Source organism: Burkholderia ubonensis subsp. mesacidophila (assembly GCF_002097715.1).
GTDB lineage: Bacteria > Pseudomonadota > Gammaproteobacteria > Burkholderiales > Burkholderiaceae > Burkholderia > Burkholderia mesacidophila.
On the sequence record NZ_CP020738.1, the window covers coordinates 1357601 to 1376055 of the forward strand.

At 68.1% G+C, this 18455-nt stretch carries 16 protein-coding genes; 7 read left to right on the top strand and 9 right to left on the bottom strand.

The features are described 5' to 3' along the window. Positions 1-12 precede the first annotated feature (12 nt). The 3 genes from ahpF to B7P44_RS23670 form a co-directional block, all read right to left on the bottom strand. The gene (gene ahpF / locus B7P44_RS23660; protein ID WP_084908402.1) at positions 13-1608 is read right to left on the bottom strand and encodes an alkyl hydroperoxide reductase subunit F; all 1596 of its coding nucleotides are present in this window, start codon (positions 1606-1608) and stop codon (positions 13-15) included. Between the two features lie 120 nt (positions 1609-1728). After that, entirely contained in the window at positions 1729-2292 is a 564-nt protein-coding gene (gene ahpC, locus B7P44_RS23665; protein ID WP_084908403.1) for an alkyl hydroperoxide reductase subunit C, read from the bottom strand. A 165-nt stretch (positions 2293-2457) separates the two neighbouring features. After that, entirely contained in the window at positions 2458-2880 is a 423-nt protein-coding gene (locus B7P44_RS23670) for a transcriptional regulator (RefSeq protein WP_084908404.1), read from the bottom strand. A 337-nt stretch (positions 2881-3217) separates the two neighbouring features. Here B7P44_RS23670 and B7P44_RS23675 point away from each other — a divergent pair, with 337 nt between their 5' ends. Genes B7P44_RS23675 through cuyB form a run of 3 tightly spaced genes read left to right on the top strand, consistent with a single transcriptional unit; the run spans position 3218 to position 6140 of the window. Then, a complete protein-coding gene (locus B7P44_RS23675; RefSeq protein ID WP_407924039.1) occupies positions 3218-4126 on the top strand; it encodes a substrate-binding periplasmic protein in 909 nt (302 codons plus the stop codon). A gap of 1 nt (position 4127) precedes the next feature. Then, positions 4128-5429: a dicarboxylate/amino acid:cation symporter gene (locus B7P44_RS23680; RefSeq protein WP_084908406.1), complete on the top strand. Its 1302-nt coding sequence runs from the start codon at positions 4128-4130 to the stop codon at positions 5427-5429. A 9-nt stretch (positions 5430-5438) separates the two neighbouring features. Next, on the top strand, positions 5439-6140 hold the full coding sequence (gene cuyB, locus B7P44_RS23685) for a cysteate racemase (protein WP_084908407.1): 702 nt from the start codon (positions 5439-5441) through the stop codon (positions 6138-6140). A 25-nt stretch (positions 6141-6165) separates the two neighbouring features. Here cuyB and B7P44_RS23690 read toward each other — a convergent pair whose 3' ends face one another. Next, positions 6166-7062 (bottom strand): LysR substrate-binding domain-containing protein, encoded by an 897-nt coding sequence (locus tag B7P44_RS23690; protein ID WP_084908408.1) that lies wholly within the window; start codon positions 7060-7062, stop codon positions 6166-6168. 176 nt (positions 7063-7238) lie between these two features. Here B7P44_RS23690 and B7P44_RS23695 point away from each other — a divergent pair, with 176 nt between their 5' ends. The 4 genes from B7P44_RS23695 to B7P44_RS23710 all read left to right on the top strand — a co-directional run bounded on the left by B7P44_RS23695 (position 7239) and on the right by B7P44_RS23710 (position 11277). Beyond that, a complete protein-coding gene (locus B7P44_RS23695) occupies positions 7239-8405 on the top strand; it encodes a branched-chain amino acid ABC transporter substrate-binding protein (RefSeq protein ID WP_084908409.1) in 1167 nt (388 codons plus the stop codon). Between the two features lie 26 nt (positions 8406-8431). Then, positions 8432-8974, top strand: a complete 543-nt coding sequence (locus B7P44_RS23700) for an L-2-amino-thiazoline-4-carboxylic acid hydrolase (protein WP_084908410.1) — start codon at positions 8432-8434, stop codon at positions 8972-8974. Next, on the top strand, positions 8964-10223 hold the full coding sequence (locus B7P44_RS23705; protein WP_084909995.1) for a Zn-dependent hydrolase: 1260 nt from the start codon (positions 8964-8966) through the stop codon (positions 10221-10223). Before B7P44_RS23700 ends, B7P44_RS23705 begins: the two co-directional genes overlap by 11 nt. Before the next feature lie 211 nt (positions 10224-10434). After that, positions 10435-11277 (top strand): DUF3626 domain-containing protein, encoded by an 843-nt coding sequence (locus tag B7P44_RS23710; RefSeq protein WP_084908411.1) that lies wholly within the window; start codon positions 10435-10437, stop codon positions 11275-11277. A gap of 47 nt (positions 11278-11324) precedes the next feature. Here B7P44_RS23710 and B7P44_RS23715 read toward each other — a convergent pair whose 3' ends face one another. The 5 genes from B7P44_RS23715 to pgaB form a co-directional block, all read right to left on the bottom strand. Beyond that, positions 11325-12611 carry a hypothetical protein gene (locus tag B7P44_RS23715; protein WP_084908412.1) on the bottom strand — a complete coding sequence of 429 codons (1287 nt, stop codon included), beginning with the start codon at positions 12609-12611 and terminating at the stop codon, positions 11325-11327. Beyond that, a complete protein-coding gene (glmS, locus tag B7P44_RS23720) occupies positions 12608-14431 on the bottom strand; it encodes a glutamine--fructose-6-phosphate transaminase (isomerizing) (protein WP_084908413.1) in 1824 nt (607 codons plus the stop codon). The genes B7P44_RS23715 and glmS overlap by 4 nt, the downstream gene beginning before the upstream one ends. 119 nt (positions 14432-14550) lie before the next feature. Then, a complete protein-coding gene (locus B7P44_RS23725; RefSeq protein WP_084908414.1) occupies positions 14551-15114 on the bottom strand; it encodes a Biofilm PGA synthesis auxiliary protein PgaD in 564 nt (187 codons plus the stop codon). After that, positions 15092-16363 carry a poly-beta-1,6-N-acetyl-D-glucosamine synthase gene (pgaC, locus tag B7P44_RS23730; RefSeq protein WP_084908415.1) on the bottom strand — a complete coding sequence of 424 codons (1272 nt, stop codon included), beginning with the start codon at positions 16361-16363 and terminating at the stop codon, positions 15092-15094. Before pgaC ends, B7P44_RS23725 begins: the two co-directional genes overlap by 23 nt. After that, positions 16360-18447 carry a poly-beta-1,6-N-acetyl-D-glucosamine N-deacetylase PgaB gene (gene pgaB / locus B7P44_RS23735; protein ID WP_084908416.1) on the bottom strand — a complete coding sequence of 696 codons (2088 nt, stop codon included), beginning with the start codon at positions 18445-18447 and terminating at the stop codon, positions 16360-16362. Before pgaB ends, pgaC begins: the two co-directional genes overlap by 4 nt. Between the last annotated feature and the right edge of the window lie 8 nt (positions 18448-18455).

The following is an 18455-nucleotide window of genomic DNA, read 5'->3' on the forward strand; positions in this document are numbered from 1 at the left end:
GCGGTACGGGTATTACGCGGCGACCGCTTCCTCGACGGCCGGCGCCGCATCGACGGGGGCGACGTCCTGCCGGATCAGGTGGTCGAACGCGGCGAGCGATGCCTTCGCGCCTTCGCCGACCGCGATCACGATCTGCTTGAACGGCACCGTCGTCACGTCGCCGGCCGCGAACACGCCGGGCACCGACGTCGCGCCGCGCGCATCGACGACGATCTCGCCGTGCTTCGACAGCTCGATCGTGCCCTTCAGCCATTCGGTGTTCGGCACGAGGCCGATCTGCACGAACACGCCCTCGAGATCGATGCGCTTCACGTCGCCGCTGCGCAGGTCCTTGTAGACGAGGCCGTTCAGCTTGCTGCCGTCGCCGGTCAGCTCGGTCGTCTGCGCCTGTGTGACGACGGTCACGTTCGGCAGGCTGCGCAGCTTGCGCTGCAGCACTTCGTCCGCGCGCAGTTGCGCGCCGTATTCGATCAGCGTGACGGCCTTCACGATGCCCGCGAGGTCGATCGCGGCCTCGACGCCCGAGTTGCCGCCGCCGACCACCGCGACGCGCTTGCCCTTGAACAGCGGGCCGTCGCAGTGCGGGCAGTAGGCGACGCCGCGGTTGCGGTATTCGCGCTCGCCGGGCACGTTGATTTCGCGCCAGCGCGCACCGGTCGCGAGGACGATCGTCTTGGCCTTCAGCACCGCGCCGTTCGCGAGGCGGATCTGGTGCACGGCGCCGGGAATCAGCGCTTCCGCACGCTGCACGTCCATCACGTCGACGTCGTACTGCGTCACGTGCTGTTCGAGCGCGGTCGCGAACTTCGGCCCTTCGGTTTCCTGCACCGACACGAAGTTCTCGATCGCCATCGTGTCGAGCACCTGGCCGCCGAAGCGCTCGGCGACGACGCCGGTCGCGATGCCCTTGCGCGCCGAGTAGATTGCGCCCGCCGCGCCCGCCGGGCCGCCGCCGACGATCAGCGTGTCGAACACCGGCTTGTTCTCGAGCGCCTTCGCGGCGCGCGCGCTCGCGCCGGTGTCGAGCTTCGCGAGGATTTCCTTCACGCTGCTGCGGCCCTGGCCGAACGATTCGCCGTTCAGGAACATCGTCGGCACCGCCATGATCTGGCGCGCTTCGACTTCATTCTGGAACAGCGCGCCGTCGATCGCGACGTGACGGATGCGCGGGTTGATCAGCGACATCACGTTCAGCGCCTGCACGACTTCCGGGCAGTTCTGGCACGACAGCGAGAAATACGTCTCGAACGCGTAGTCGCCGTCGAGCCCGCGGATCTGCTCGATCACGTCGTCGTCGAGCTTGATCGGATGACCGCCCGTCTGCAGCAGCGCGAGCACGAGCGACGTGAATTCATGGCCCATCGGAATCCCGGCGAAGCGGATGCCAGCGGGCTTGCCCGGTTCGCCGATCGAGAACGACGGCTTGCGCTCGGCGTCGTCGCGGCGTTCGACCACGGTCACGCGCGTCGTCAGCGACGCAATCTCGTTGATCAGCGCGAGCAGTTCCTGCGACTTCGCGCCATCGTCGAGCGACGCGACGAGTTCGATCGGGCGCGTGATCTTTTCCAGGTACGCTTTGAGTTGGTTCTTGAGATTGGCGTCGAGCATGGCGTTTCGGATTCCGTATTGATCATTCTGCTCGGGCACGTCGTGCCGGAGGGGAGGGCGGGCCGCGCGATACGGCGGCCCGCCGTTGCACGCCTCGCACGAGGCGCGCGGGGCGTTTCGTCAGATCTTGCCGATCAGGTCGAGCGACGGCGTCAGCGTCTCGGCGCCCGGGGTCCACTTGGCCGGGCACACTTCACCCGGGTGCGCGGCGATGTATTGCGCGGCCTGCACCTTGCGCAGCAGTTCGCCTGCATCGCGGCCGATGCCGTTGTCGTGGATCTCGCACAGCTTGATCTCGCCTTCCGGGTTGATCACGAACGTGCCGCGCAGCGCCATCCCTTCTTCCTCGATCAGCACGTCGAAGTTGCGCGACAGCGTCAGCGTCGGGTCGCCGATCATCGGGTACTTGATCTTGGCGATCGTGTCCGACGTGTCGTGCCAGGCCTTGTGCGTGAAGTGCGTGTCGGTCGACACCGCGTAGATTTCGACACCCAGCTTCTGGAATTCCGCGTAGCGGTCGGCGAGGTCGCCCAGCTCGGTCGGGCAGACGAACGTGAAGTCGGCCGGGTAGAACACGACGACGGACCACTTGCCCTTGAAGTTCTCGTCGGAGACGGGCACGAAATCGCCGTTGTGGTATGCGGTGGCCTTGAACGGCTTGATTTGGGTGTTGATGATCGGCATCTGGGTTTCCTTGCTCGTTGCGGTGTTGAATTAGCGAGGTGCCAGTATCCGGGTTCACCCTGAGTTTGTGAAATTGCTTGTTTCAATCCTCGGGATCGTGAATTTCTATCTGCGTGGGCCGGTTCACGCAGGAGATGCGAAGGAAGCGGCGGTTTGTCGCATCGCTCAGCGCCTCGGCGCGTCGCCGTAGAACTGCTCGATCAGTTCCTCGAGCAGGTAGCGGTGGTGCGACGACAGCGTCTCGATCTTCGACGCCAGCTCGATCGTCTCGCGCGTCGGCGGATAGCGCTCGTCGCGCGGCAGCGGCGGCGGCGTCACGTGCGACGCGGCGCTCGGCGGCGGGCCGTAGCGCAGCCAGTGCAGGTCGACGCGCAGCCACGTCGCGAGCGTGCGGAGTTTGTCCGGCGTCGGGATCGTGCGCCCGCTCAGCCATTTGTGCACGGTCTGCGTCGACACCGGGTGCGCGCCATGGTGACGGAGATTGAAGTGCCGGGCCAGGTCCGTCGCGCCGGCGACTTTCTTCGGCCCGCGTCGCAATGCGAATTTCAGGCGTTCGCTGAACGCCGCTTTTTCTTCGGGGGTCGGCATGGCGCGATTGTGCATTTCGGCCGACACGCGCCGGGCAACCGGTCGGGTGAGATGTATCCCGCCGGCGTCGCCGCACACGATGACGCGCAAGCCAGCCGGCCCGTGCCGCATCGCCCGGGCCATCCGACGGATTTCAACCGGCGGGCGCATTTGAGACATTGAACGGGCGGGCAGTGCTGCCGCCTCGACCGAACGCGCGACCCGACGCGCGTCGTCCTGAAGCCCGTTCGACCTGAACGGATCGGCGCTTTGTGCGCAACGTCCGACATCTCACTGCGATATGAACCACGTTCTCGGACGCGTCGCCCGTGTTCTGCTGGCATGGACCCGCGACGCGATGCATTCCCGTTGGCCAGCCCGCGTGCCTGCGGGCTGGTTGCTCGGCGCGCTCGTCGTCGCGCTGCCCGCCGGCCCGGCGCGCTCGCACGATGCGCCGGCGCCGGTCGTCGCGACCGCCCCGGCCACCGCGGCCGCGACGCCGGCCGGACTCGTGCAGATGCCCGACGGCAGGCTGCTCGCGCCGGAATTCGCGCGCATCGTCACGCGGGGCGAACTCGTCGTCGCGGTGCTCGGCGTCGACCAGCCGCCGTTCTTCGAGTCGCGCAACGGGGAATTGACCGGCGTCGACATCGACCTCGCGAACGAAATCGCGAAAAAGCTCGGCGTGGCGGTGCATTTCAACCGCGAGGCCGCCACGTTCGACGGCGTCGTGCGCCTGCTCGCGACGGGGCGGGCCGACCTTGCCGTCAGCAAGCTGTCGCGCACGCTGCCGCGCGCGCAGGCCATCCGCTTCAGCACGCCGTACGTGAGCCTGAAGCGCGCGCTGCTGCTCAATCGCATCCGGTTCGCCGAACTCGCCCGAGGGCGCCCCGTGCCGGAGGTCGTGCGCGACTACGACGGCACGATCGGCATCGTGGCGGGCTCGGCCTACGCCGACTACGTGCAGACCGACTTTCCGAAAGCCCGGATCCGCACCTATTCGAGCTGGAGCGCGGTGCTGGATGCGCTGAACGCCGGCTCTGTGTCGGCGACCTATCGCGACGAGCTGGCCGTCAAGCGCGTGATGCGGGAGCAGCCGACGGCGCCGATTCGCCTGCGCGTGGCGACGCTCGCCGATCTCGACGATGCGCTCGCGATCGGCGTGCGCGTCTCCGACCCGACGCTGCTGGCTTTCGTCAATCAATTCCTGGCCGACCGCGGCAGGCAGCTCGACGTGAAGTCGCTGCTCAACGCGATGAATCGCTGACATGGACATCGACACAATGAAGATGACACCCCATTCCCCATGGCTGCACGCGTTCGCCGTCAATCCGTGGACCGTGTTCGGCAGTCTCGCGCTCGGCGTCGTGACCGGCCTGCTGCTGCCGGAAGCCGCGCCGAAATTCGAGTTCGTCGGGGACGTCTACGTCGGCCTGCTGAAGATGACGGCGCTGCCGTTCATGGTGGCGGCGGTGATTTTCAGCCTGCAGCGGCTGATGCGCGACGGCAGCGCGGCGGATCTCGTCGGGCGCGTGATGGTGATGTTCGTCGCCGTGTCGGTGTTCGTCGTCGTCGTCGGGGCGGTCGTGCTGCTCGCGATGCGGCCCGGCGAGCATCTGTCGAACGAGACGCTCAGGGCGTTCGGCGCGATGGTCGGCAGCGACGGCGCGGCGAGCGACACCGTGATGAGCCTGTACGGCGTCGATCCGTCGGAAAAGACCTCCGGCTTCGCCGACATGCTGATCGCGCTCGTGCCGGGCAACTTCTTCGCCGCGCTGGCGAACGGCGATACGCTGAAAGCGCTCGTCTTCTCGCTGTTCTTCGGGTTCGCGGCCGGGCGCGTCCCCGCGAGCGCGTCGACGGCGCTGGCCCAATCGCTGGAGACGGTCTACTTCACGTGCCAGAAGCTCATGCACTGGCTCGCCTATCCGACGCCGGTCGTGCTGTTCTGCATGGGCGCCGCGCAGATCGGCACGTCCGGCATCGGGCCGCTCGAAGCGATGATCCGCTTCGTCGCGGCGTTCTTCGCCGTGTCGGCCTTGCTGATCGCGGCGGCGGTCGTCGTGATCTGGAAGCGCTCGGGGCGCACGCTGGCCGCGACGCTCGCCGAGTTGCGCCTCCCGTTCGCGCTCGCGCTCGCGACCCGCAGCAGCATCGCCTGCATGCCGGGGATGATCCAGTGTCTCGTCGGCGGCTTCGGCTTTGCGCGCGCGCGCGTCGAGCTGCTCGTGCCGTTGACCGTGTCGCTGCTGCGCGTCGGCCCGATGGTCTATTACGCCAGTGCGACGCTGTTCATCGCGCAACTCTACGAGCGTCCGCTCGGCGTCGGCGAGCTCGGGCTGGTGCTGCTCGCGTCGGTGCTCGCCGGTTTCGCGTCGGCGGGCACGTCGGGCCTCGTGACCGTGTCGCTGGTCGGCATGACGTGCGCCCACCTGCATCTGCCGTTCGAGGCCGCGTTCGTGCTGTTCGCCGCGGTCGATCCGGTTTGCGAGATGCTGCGGACCTTGTTGCTGGTGATCGGCAATTCGGCCGTCGTGTCCGCCATCTGTTCGCGGCCGTCGCGAACCTAGGAGTCCATCATGGCGCTCATCGGCGTTCTCGGCGGCATGGGGCCGCTCGCGACGGTCGACTTCATGCACCGCGTGATGCAGCTGACGCGCGCGCGCTGCGATCAGGAGCATCTCGCGATGATCGTCGCGAACCTGACGCATACGCCCGATCGTTCGCGCGCGATCGTTGCCGGCGACGCCGACCCGTTGCCGGCGCTGCTCGACGGCATCGACCTGCTGAACCGGTGCGGCGCCGGCGTGATCGTGATCCCGTGCAATTCGGCGCACCACTGGTATGCGCAGATGGCCGAACACAGCGCGGCGCCGATCCTGCATATCGTCGACGCATCGGTGGCCGCGTTGCCTGAAGGCATCCGGCGGGTCGCGGTGCTCGCGACGGGCGGCGCGCTCGCGTCGGGGTTCTATCAGGCATCCTTGCGGGCGCGCGGCATCGAGCCGGTGATGCCGGCGGCGGCCGCCCAGCGCGACATCGCCGCATGCATCGAGGCCGTCAAGGCAACGAAGATCGAAGCCGCCGCGCGGCATCTGTCGCGGGCGCTGGCGACGCTCGAGCGGCGCAAGGTCGCCGTCGCGGTGATGGGCTGCACGGAGATTCCGATCGCGGCGCGCGCGTTGCGCAACGCCGGGGTCATGCTCATCGACAGCACGCAGGAACTGGCGCGCGCCACGGTCGCCTATGCGGTCGAACGCGGCTGGGGCAGGGCGATGTAAAGGACGAGGCAAAGGGCGATCGGCATCACGCCGCCGCCATTTGCCTCAACCATTGCGCGAGCCGCCTCGCGCCATCCGGCAAGTCCGTGTCCTCGCGGGTGCACAGGTAGTAATCGCGCCCGTCGTCGAGCACGTGATCGAACAGCCGCACCAGTTCGCCGCTCGCCAGCTCGCGCTCGACGAGCGGCGCGCGCAGCAGCGCGACGCCGAGCTCCGCGCGCGCCGCGCTCAGCGTGAGCTGCCCGTCCTCGAACATCGGGCCGACCGCGTGCGACACGTGCCGCACGCCCGCGCCCTGCAGCCAGTTGACCCACGCGCTGCGATCCTCGTCGTGCACGAGCGGCGCGTGCGCGAGATCGGCCGGGGTGCGGAACGGCCCGTGACGCTTCAGGAACGACGGGCTGCACATCGGCGTCATCGCGCCCGGCAGCAGCCGCTCGCAGCGATATCCGGGCCAGTCGCCGGTGCCGAAGCGGATCGACAGGTCCGACGCATCGCTTCGGTAGTTGCGGTGGTGCGCGTACAGTACCGTGACGTCGACGTCGGCGTTCTTCGCGAGGAACGCATGCAGGCGCGGGATGAACCAGCCGATGCCGAACAGCGGGATCAGGCTGATCGTGATCTGCCGCAGCGACGAGCGGTCGCGCACGAAGCGCGTCGCGCTGCGCAGCACCGAGAACGCGGCGCTGATCGACCGGTAGTAGTCGCGGCCTTCGTCGGTGAGCGCGAGCAGGCGCCCGTCGCGCACGGTCAGCGGCGTCTGGATGAACGCGTCGAGCAACTGCAGCTGGTGGCTGACCGCGGACGGCGTGATGTCGAGCTCGGCGGCCGCCGCGGTGACCGAGCCGAGGCGCGCGAATGCCTCGAACGCGCGGACGGCGCGCAGCGGCGGATCATGCGGCAATTGTTCGATATTTTTCATGTATCAAATTTTATAGAAAAGTCCGGGTAAGCGTCAATCTGAAAATATCTTGTATTTACATGGTGTTGGGCTATTGTGTCGGGAATGGCATAAGCATCCAACAATTGGGTATTTGGGGTGTGGAAGCCGACTATTTAATATTTTTCATGTTTCGTCCGATTCTTCCGGTTCCCCACATGAAAATCTCCTTCGTTCCCGCCGGCCTCGCGTGGTCCGCGTTTGCCCTGATCGCTTCCACGCCCGCCGCCGCGCAATCCGCGCCGCAGACGATCCTGATCGGCCTCGCGGCGCCGCTGACCGGCCCGTCCGCCCGGATCGGCAAGGACCTGCAGAACGGCGCGCAGCTCGCGATCGACGACGCGAACGCCCAACATCCGAGCGTCGGCGGCAAGCCGGTGGTCTACAAGCTCGTCGCGGCGGACGACCAGTCCGACCCGCGCACCGCCGTCGCGGTGGCGCAGCAGCTCGTCGACAAGCACGTGATCGGCGTGGTCGGCCACTGGAACACCGGCTGCAGCGTGCCCGCGTCGCGCGTCTATCGCGATGCCGGGATCGCGCAGATCGCACCCGCGTCGACCGGCCATCAATACACGCAGCAGGGCTACGCGACGGCGTTCCGCATCATGGGTCACGACGATGCGGGCGGCAACTTCACGGGCGCCTACGCGGTGAAGACGCTGAAGGCGAAGCGCATCGCGGTGATCGACGATCGCACGTCGTTCGGCGCGGGCCTGGCCGACCAGTTCATCAAGGGCGTCGAGGCGAGCGGCGGCGCGATCGTCGATCGCCAGTACGTGAACGACAAGACGACCGATTTCAGCGGCGTGCTGACCGCGATCAAGGGCAAGCGCGCGGATCTCGTGTTCTTCGGCGGCCTCGACGCGCAGGCCGCGCCGCTCGCGCGGCGCATGCGCCAGCTCGGCGTGAATGCACCGCTGCTCGGCGCGGGCGGGTTCGTGAGCCAGACCTTCCTGTCGCTCGCGGGCAAGGACGGCGAAGGCGTCACCGCGCTCGAACCGGGCCTGCCGCTCGCGCGGATGCCGGGCGGCAACGCGTTCGATGCGCAGTACCAGGCGCGCTACCATGCGCCGATCGAGCTGCACGCGCCGTTCGCGTACGACGCGGCCGCGACGCTGATCGCGGCGACGCAGAAGGCCGGTACGACGCAGCCGGCGAAGCTGGTCGCCGCGGTGCGCGCGATCGACCGGCCGGGCGTGACGGGCCGGATCGCGTTCGACGACGCGGGCAACCTGAAGCACCCCGCGTTCACGATCTACCAGGTGCGCGGCGGCAAGTGGACCGTCGTCGACGTGCTCGGCGGCGCGCGCGCCGCGTCCAAATGACTTCAAGCCGACAGGAGGCGACACCCATGACCGAACCGACCCAGGCTCCGGCCGCCGCGCCGGAGGACACGCGCCTCGGCATTCTCGCGCGGCGCCGCATCGAGGCGGAGATCATCAAGCCGATCTACGAGATCATGAAGCGCGAGTTCGGCGTCGAGCGCGCGCAGGCCGTGATCGCGGAAGCAGTGCGCGGCGCGGCCGTCGACGCGGGGCGCACGTTCGCCGCGCAGGAACCCGGCGGCACGAGCGTGAAATCGTTCATCGCGCTGCAGGTGCTGTGGGAGAAGGACGACGCGCTCGACGTCGAGGTGCGCCGCGAGGATGACGCGCATTACGACTACGACGTGCGCCGCTGCCGCTACGCGGAGATGTATCACGCGATGGGGCTGGGCGAGATCGGCCATCTGCTGAGCTGTGCGCGCGACAGCTACTTCATCCAGGGCTACGACCCGCGCATCGCGCTCACGCGCACCACCACGATCATGCAGGGCGGCGCGCGCTGCGACTTCCGCTATCGACTCACGGATGCGGCGCGCGGCGGCGAGCAGGGAGCGGGCGATGCGGCGTGACGACATCCTGCGCGCGCCGCGCGTGAACGGCGAGCGGCTGTGGGCGTCGCTCGAACGGATGGCGCAGATCGGCGCGACGCCGAAGGGCGGCGTGTGCCGGCTCGCGCTGACCGACCTCGACCGCGAATCGCGCGACCTGTTCGTGCAATGGGCGCGCGACGCGGGCTGCACGGTGCGGGTCGACCGGATGGGCAACGTGTTCGCGCGCCGCGCGGGCCGCAACCCGGACGCCGCGCCGGTGATGACCGGCTCGCATGCCGATTCGCAGCCGACCGGCGGCCGCTACGACGGCATCTACGGCGTGCTCGGCGGGCTCGAAGTGGTGCGCGCGCTGAACGATGCGGGCGTCGAGACCGAGCGGCCGATCGACGTCGTGATCTGGACCAACGAGGAAGGCTCGCGCTTCGCGCCGGCGATGGTCGCGGCCGGCGTGTTCGCGGGCGTCTATACGCTCGACTACGGGCTGTCGCGCACCGACGGCGCAGGCAAGACGATCGGCGAGGAACTCGCGCGGATCGGCTATGCGGGCGGCGAGCCGGTCGGCGATTACCCGGTGCACGCGGCGTACGAGCTGCACATTGAGCAGGGCGCGATTCTCGAACGCGCGGGCAAGACGATCGGTGTGGTGACGGCCGGGCAGGGGCAGCGCTGGTACGAGGTGACGCTGACCGGCGTCGACGCGCACGCGGGCACGACGCCGATGGAATTCCGCCGCGACGCGCTGGTCGGCGCCGCGCGGATGATCGCATTCGTCGACGCGCTGGGCCGCCGCCATGCGCCGCATGCGCGCGCGACGGTCGGGATGATCGACGCGCGGCCGAACTCGCGCAACACGGTGCCGGGCGGATGCTTCTTCACGGTCGAATTCCGGCATCCGGACGACGCGGTGCTCGACGAACTGGACGCGGCGCTGCGCGCCGAACTCGCGCGCGTGGCGGGCGAGGCCGGCCTCGGCGCGCAGATCGAGCAGATCTTCAAGTATCCGCCGGTGCCGTTCGCGCCGGCCTGCATCGGCGCGGTGCGCGACGCGGCCGACGCGCTCGGGCTGCCGCACATGGACATCGTGTCCGGCGCCGGCCATGACGCGTGCTACATCGCGCGCGTCGCGCCGACCGGGATGATCTTCGTGCCGTGCGTCGACGGGTTGAGCCACAACGAAGCGGAAGCGATCACGCCGGCGTGGGCGGCGGCCGGCGCCGACGTGCTGCTGCGCGCGGTGCTGCAAAGCGCGCAGGAAGCGGGCGATTGACGGCGCAGCGGCGGCCGATGGAAAGAACCGGGCGACCGCCTATCCGGTACGCGCGGCGCTGGCGACTTCGGCGCGGGGCGTGAAATCGGCGCATGCGCGATGTAGTATCGTGCTCCGACACGGCCAGCAGCACCCGGCGCCGGACCGCGCACGCCACGATACCGTCGGCGACGCCCGGCCCGGCGACGTTCGACGCTACCGGACACCACCCATGGACACTCCTGCAGAGCGGGCGCTCGCTCATATCCGACGATCCTGGCCGCCGGCGCGGCAAGGCCCGGAATTTCCCGTCACGCTCAATTTCCATCCGGACACGCCGGCCGGCGGCGTCGGCACCCTCGAGCGGATCGTCCGCGACGGCATCTACCGGTCCCAGTTCGAGACGGCGACGAGCAACGGCGGCCTGACCGCGTATCCCGGCGGCGATCGCTGGCTCTGGGAAAGCCGGATGTTCGGGCAGGCATACGATGACGCCGATCCCGCGCTGCGGCCGAAGTACGGCGCGCTGAACCATCTTCTCGATCCTGTCGGCGGGTCGCGCCGCTTCGGATCATGTCATTTGCGCCTGCGACGCGATGCGCATCGGCGAACGACCTTCTGCTATCCCGACAGCCATTACCGGCCCGCGCATTTCGCGATTCACGACTGCACGGCGCTGATCGCGCTCGCGGCCGAAAACCGCGACGGCCTCGATCCGCTGCTCGACAACTACATCGAGGCGCAGGTGCACGGCGCGGTCAGTCTGGACGACGATGTCGACGCGATCGTGCTCGATCCGAGCTATCGCGATACGCCGGTCGAGGCGGCGGCTTCGCGATCGGGCTGCCGGGTCGAGTGGCATGGCGGTTTCCGGCTGTCGCTGGATCGGCTTCCCGAGTGCGAGCAATTCCGTGGACAGGCGGCTGCCGATGCGATCGCGCGCATCGCCGTCGATCGCATCGTGACGCCGGCCGTGCTTGGCCGCGCGCGGGACGGCGTGCTCGACTATCAGACGGCCAAATGGGTGTGGCATTGCGTGGCGCGGTTCGGACCGGGTAGCGGGATCGCGGACTGAATGCGCTCATCGGGCGCGGGCCGCGCGACGCCGCGCTCGCCGTGGCGTCAACGACTCGAACACGGCGCTTCCGCCTTCGGCAGAGGCGTTTCGCGCTGCGGCTCGAAGTCGGCTTCGCGCGCCCCGGATGGCGTCAGCGACACGAAATGCATCGTCGCGCCGTGCGCCGGGAAACCGGCGATGCCCGTCGTGCCCCACGGAATCGGCGAACGCTGCGCGCCGCTCACCGAAATTTCCGCCGGCGCAAGCGCCAGCGTCAGCAGCCGCCCGTCGCGGGTCGGCACATACGCATGCGTGCCGGAGACCCCGATGCCGGATTCGCGCACCGACGCCGGCAGGCAGTCGAGCGTCGCCGTGCGGCGGCCGTCCGGGTCGATCAGCATCGCGACGCCGCGATGGTCCGCCGTCGTCGTGACGACGACGAAGCGGTCGATCGCGGGCACATAAGCAGCGGAGTACACGTAGTACTGGATCGCTTCGCTTAGTTCACCGAGCTTTTCCAGCTTCGCCGTCACCGGATCGAACATCGCGTATTCGAGCGTCGCGTCCGTGCTGCCTTCGATGAATTTCTGCCAGACGAGCAGCGCGTTGCGCGGCGAGCCTGCGATCACGGGCCACCACTCGCGGCTGTGCGGCGCGACCGGCACGTGGTTCAGCAATCGTCCGGCGGCATCGTAGGTCTTCAGGTAGACGCCGCCGCCGGTGCCCAGGTTGTCGACGCCGCCGCCGTCGACCCAGTCGGCGGAATAGAACACGACGAAGCGCTCGCCGACCGTGGCGACGTGCCCCGAGTGGCCGCCCGACTCGACGTCGTTCGGGTACGGCTTGACCGGCTTCAGGTTGCGGCGATAGACGCCGTACCGCTGGCTGACTTCCTGCGGCGCGTTCCAGCCGTCCTCGAACGTGACGAAGAGGTCGCCGCGATCGTTCTGCGCGACCGACACCGGCTCCTGCGCTTCGGGCCGGCTGATGAACGTGCGGACGTGCGTCATGTGCGCGCTGCCGGGCGACCACTCGCCGACATACACGTCATGCGGCCAGTTGCCGTTCGCCATCGCGCCGCGCGGCGGGAGGCCAGAACTGCTGAAGAAGATCCAGCGCCTGCCGTCGCCGGCGTCGGCCACGCCGATGCCGTGCATGAAGCGTCGCGGGTCGCCGGTGTCCTTGCGTTGGGCAGGCGCGCGCGGCGCGGCCTTGTGCTTGACGGGCGCGCCCGCGAGCGCGGCCGGCGGGGCCACGCTCGACGCAACGACGAGACAGCAGGCGGCGCAGACCGCGCTCGCGATGGCCCGCGCCGCTGGTCCGGCCATGATCCGCGCGCGCAGCGGCGTCATTCCACGGTGACCGACTTGGCGAGGTTGCGCGGCTTGTCGACATCTGCGCCGCGCGCGCAGCCGACGTGATACGCGAGCAACTGCAACGGCACGACGTGCATGACCGGCGACAGCACGTCGCCCGGCTCGCGCAGGCGAATCAGGCGCGTATCGTCGGCGTCGTCGAGCTCGAGATGGCTGCCCGCGAGCACGTAGAGCCGCCCGCCGCGCGCGCGCACTTCGGCCATGTTCGACTTCAGCTTCTGGAACAGGCCGTCGTCCGGCGCTATCGTGACGACCGGCATCGCGCTCGTCACGAGCGCGAGCGGGCCGTGCTTCAGCTCGCCCGCCGGGTAGCCCTCGGCATGGATGTACGACACCTCCTTGAGCTTCAGCGCGCCTTCCATCGCAATCGGGAAATGAATGCCGCGCCCGAGGAACAGCGCATTCTCCCGCTGCATGAAATCGGCGGCCCAGCCCATGATCTGCGTTTCCAGCGCCAGCGCATTGCCGACGCGCGCCGGCAGCCCGCGCAACTGCTGCAGGCACGCTGCCGCGCGCGCGTCGTCGAGCCGGCCGCGCAACTGCGCGAGCGTCACCGTCAGCAGGAACAGCGCGACCAGTTGCGTCGTGAAGGCCTTGGTCGAGGCGACGCCCAGCTCGATGCCGGCCTGCGTCAGGAAGCGCAGCGACGCGTTGCGCGCGATCGTGCTCGTCGCGACGTTGCAGATCGCCAGCGACAGGTCCTGGCCGAGGCCGCGCGCGTGCTCGATCGCGCCGATCGTGTCGGCGGTTTCGCCCGATTGAGAAATGCCGACGACGAGCGTGCGCGGGTCGGCCACCGATTCCCGGTAGCGGTACTCGCTGGCGATCTCGACCTGGGCCGGCAGGCCCGCGATGCTCTCGATCCAGTATTTCGCGGTGAGCCCCGCGTAATAGCTGGTGCCGCAGCCGAGCAGCAGCACGCTCCGCACGCGCGACAGCAACGCCCGAGCCTCCTCGCGCGAACCGAACAGGGCCGGCGAGATCGTGTCGATGCCGGCCAGCGTGTTGCCGATCGCCTGCGGTTGCTCGAAGATCTCCTTCTGCATGAAGTGCTGGAACGGGCCGAGGCCGGCGTCGTTGTCGCGCGCCTTGACCTGGCACAGCGGGCGTTTCGCGTCGCGTCCGAGCGCGTCGACGATCCGGATGCGCTCCGGCGTGAGCAACGCGACGTCGCCGTCCTCGAGATAGATGAAGCGGTCGGTCAGGTCGCCGAGCGCCGCGCAGTCGGACGCGAGGTAGTTCTGCTGCGCGCCGATGCCGATCACGAGCGGCGAGCCCGCGCGCGCGGCCACGAGACGCTGCGGCTCGCGCGCGCTCAGCACCGCGACCGCATACGCGCCGCGCAGGCGCTTGACCGCGCGAACGACGGCGTCGAACAGGTCGTCGCGATACTCGCCGTGAATCAGGTGGGCGATCACTTCCGTGTCGGTCTCGCCGCGAAAGACGTAGCCGCGCGTCCGCAGTTCGGCCCTGAGCGCCTCGTGGTTCTCGATGATGCCGTTGTGCACGACCGCGATCGAGTCGCCCGACATGATCGGGTGCGCGTTGGTCTCGGACGGCGCGCCGTGGGTGGCCCAGCGCGTATGGGCGATGCAGGTGCCCGCTTCGAGACCGAGCATCATCACGCGTTCCTGAAGATCCGTCACGCGCCGCAGCGTGCGCTCGCTGCGCAGGTGGCCGCCGTTCTGCAGCGCAATCCCGCACGAGTCGTAGCCGCGATACTCCAGCCGGCTCAGCGCCTTGACCAGTTGCGGCACCTGATTGTTCCGGCCGCTTGCTCCGACGATTCCGCACATAGATCACCTCGTCCAGAAGAAGTTATCGGAACGCCCGTGCGGCGCGGCACGAGGGGAACAGGCAAGCGCTGTCGCGGGCGCGATGGCCGCACGCGAGCCGCGCGCGGCGGACGTCGACCTCAGGTGCCGTGACGCCTGGTCGGACCGGCGCCGTCCCAGGCTGCCTCGTCCGGTTCCTCGTCGTCCCATGCGCGCGCTTGCGGCGCGGCATGGCGCTCATGGCTCTTCCATTCGATCGCGGAAATCGATCCGTTGGCGTCGTGCGACGCGACGAGAATGCGCGATCCCAGTGCTTCGCCGTGCCGCCGGGCGCGCGTCAGGGCGGTCGTCGCGACCGGCCGGGCCTTGAGGCTTGCCGAACGCCGCAGCATCTTCGACACGTGCCAGCGGTTGGTGAACGGATGCACGACGCGCGCCGCGATCAGCCAGGTGACGAGCCCGCCCGCCATCACCGCGATGCAGGTCACGTAGAAGATCAGTTGCTCGATCGGCATTTCGTGGTCGTCGAACGGCAGCAGGTAGCGGTACGTATAGATGCAGATCGACGCCCATACCGCACCGACCAGCGCCGGCCGCATGAAGCGGAACCACACGATGTGCCCGCAGCCGACGATGACGCCGCGGTCGGCGACCATCTGGCTCGGGGAGCGGAGGGAGAGGTCAATAATCGGCGCGTTCTTCATGCTGAATTCCTCGGTCGGGGCTGGTCCATACGGCGCGTTTGCCACGGGCTCGCAACACGGTGGCGGGGAGGGCGACAACGGTCGTGATCATGCTGATCAGCCAGAAGGCGACGGGATACCAGACGGTATCCAGGAAGTACATCAGCAGCTTTTCGTCGTAGCGGCGATCGATCATGCAGCCGACGATCAGCTGCAGCACGCAGGTCGCCACCAGCAGCATGCCGTGCCAGTGCGGCACGAGCGACACGTGCCAGTCCGGCGGCAGCGGATGGAAGAGGCCGACGACCGACAGCAGCAGGATGAACGACATCGAATACGCCCACGCGATGCCGATCAGGTACTCCGCGAACAGCGGCCACATCATCATTCGCGCCGGCTGCGCGATCGTGCCCGCGTACTTGAGCAGCACCTGGATGCCGCCCTTGGCCCAGCGCAGCCGCTGGCGGTAGAGCCCCTTGAGCGTCTCCGGCATCAGGATCCAGCTGAGCGCGTGCGGCTCGTACACGACGCGCCAGTCGCGGCACTGCAGCTTCCAGCTGATGTCGATGTCCTCGGTCAGCATGTCCGAGCTCCAGTAGCCGACATCGGCGAGCGCGGTCTTGCGGAACATCGTGATGACGCCGGACACCGTGAAGATGCGGCCGTACACCTGTTGCGTGCGCTTGATCAGCCCGACGATCGACGAAAATTCGCCGACCTGCATGCGGCCGAGCAGCGACGTACGCGTGCGGATGCGCGGGTTGCCGGTCACCGCGCCGACGCCGGGGTCGGAAATGAAATGCTCGAGCATCCAGCCGATCGCATCGTGCGCGAGCAGCGAATCGCCGTCGATGCAGAGCAGGTACTCCGCGTTCGACACGGCCGCCGCGGTCGTCAGGCCCACCGCCTTGCCCTCGTTGCGCGCGTGATGGATCACGATGAGCCGCGGGATCGCGGCGGCCAGCTCGTTGAGCATGTCGCCGGTGTGATCCTTGCTTCCGTCGTTGACCGCGATGATGTCGTAGTTCGGATAATCCATGCCGTTCAGGTGCGTGATCACGCTGCGCACGTTCGCCGCCTCGTTGAAGCAGGGCACGACGATCGACACCTTCGGCATGCCGCTCGCCGCGAGCGCGCGCTTCGACAGCACGCGGCCTTCTTCGAGCAGGAAGAAATGCACGACGCCCCCGATCATCCACAGATACGACATGAAGAACGGGTAGTAGAAGACGAAGTCCTGCAGGCGCCGGATGAGGTCGTGTGTCGTCATTGCGCGGCCTTCCCTTTGTGTTGCCCCTGCATCAGCGCGTTGATCGAGGTCGGATCGAGACGGGACTTGAGCGACATCGCAGTGCGTATCGCCGCGAGCTGCGGCTGGTCGCGCAGGAAGTTGTCCGGGTAGTAGCCGAAGTTCAACACCCCGCGGCTTCGCAGTCGCCCCATCTGCGCAAGCAGCGTGCTGCTGGGAATATCCTTGCGCGCGCGCCAGTCGTAGGACTGCAGTTCGAACACGGTCTTCGTCAGGCCGTGCGGTTTCGTCGCGACCGCGCCGGCGAGCTGGTCCAGCCAGCGCTCCGGGTCCGGCGCCTGCTCCATGTAGGGCATCGCCATCAGCGCGACGAAGTCGTACGCGTTGAGGAAATCGTCGTAGTTCTGCGCATACCAGGCTTCGGACGCGGGGTTCAGCACCGGCTGCGCGAAGATGTTGCGCGCGGTGAGCACGTCGCCCGCGTTCTGGTTCGCGAGCACGATCTGCTCGAGCTGCCGCGTCAGGTCCAGCAGGTAGCGCGTCTTCTGCCGGGTCCAGCGGTCCATCAGGTCGGGCTTCGCGCGAATCTGCCCGATGTCGCGCGGCAGCCCCCATTGGCCATACGTTTGCAACGCGTGCCGGCCCGCATCCTCGTAGTCGTCGAGCACCGCGTCGTCGCTGAACAGGATGCCGCTGAACGACGCATATTTGCTCAGGTCCTCGTAGATCTGCTCGATCATCAGCCGTGCATTCGGATCGAACGGGCTCAGGCGAAAACCGCGCGTGGCGTTCTCGCGCGCCGGCGCGCCGCCGTAGGCGGTGACCGTTTCGAGGTCGTGGAGCTTGCCCGGCGGCGGGCGGAACGCGAGCACCGGCATCCATGCGTAGACCTGGACGTTGGAGCGGGTATTGAGCTGCCAGGCGGTGCGCGAGAACAGGTCGGCGCGCATCGGCAGGTGCCGGTTCGGAAAATAGACGGACTCCGCGACACCCGTGCCCTTCGGATCGGCGTACGCCTGCAGGTAGACCGACTTCGGCTGCATATCGTAGATGCGCTGGACGAGCACGCCGAGGTTCTTTTCCTGCTGCGCCGGGTTGGGGTCGTACACCTGGTCGAGGTCGACCTGCACGACACGCTCGACGACACCGGACTCGCCGCGATTGGTCGCCGGCTCGCGCATCGAACGCTCGAACCCGCCGATGTCGACGTCATACATCATCAGGATCCGCCGCAACCGGTCGAGCGGCACGTCCGGCGTGTTCGGCCCGGCATCGAGGCTGAACTGGATATCCATGCCGAGCGACGTCGAGATTCGGCGCACCGGCTGGTTTTCCGCGCCATACGGCCAGACCATCGAGCGCGCGATGACGCCGGTGCGCTCATGAATCTGCCGGACGCACGTCTGCAGGTCGTCGTGTATCCGCGCTTCGAATTCCGCATCGGTTTCATAGCGCTTTTCGTTTCCCAGGTAGAGGTGCGACGTCGTCGCGGGCAACTCGTTGCCCTGCGGGTTGGCCACCGCGCCGTGGTGCAGGTTGTGCGTGTGACAGGCGAGTTCGACCAGTTCCGACGAACCGACCTGCTTGACCTCGTCCCACGACATGAAGAATTCGCGCGGCACCTGGATCCGGTCGCTGATGCGGATCGGCGCGTCGGCCGGGGCGTCGATCCACGCCGTGACGATGCCCATCACCGCCGGATAGCGGAACCGCTTCAGCAGCGGCAGCACTTTCGTGTAGTGGCTGCGGAAGCCGTCGTCGAACGTGAGGAGCACGGAGCGGGGCGGCAACGGCTTGCCGCCGTGCCGGGACGCTTCGATCTGCCTGACGGTGACGGTGTGGTAGTTGTTGCTCTGCAGCCAGGAAAAAATCGCGGTCAGCGTGCCGGTATCGATCGCGTACGGATCGACCATCGTGGCGGTCGCGAACGTCGACAGCAGGTTGTCGCGCACGTCGTGCATGCAGATCACGCGGAAGGTCTTGCCGTCGGCGGGATCGGATGGCGGAAGCAGGTCGATCATCCGTGCCTGGGTCACGCCCGGAAACAGCGAACAAGCAGCAGCCGTGCCAAGGCAACCACACATGAAGGTCCGTCTGGATTGCATTCCGTGAG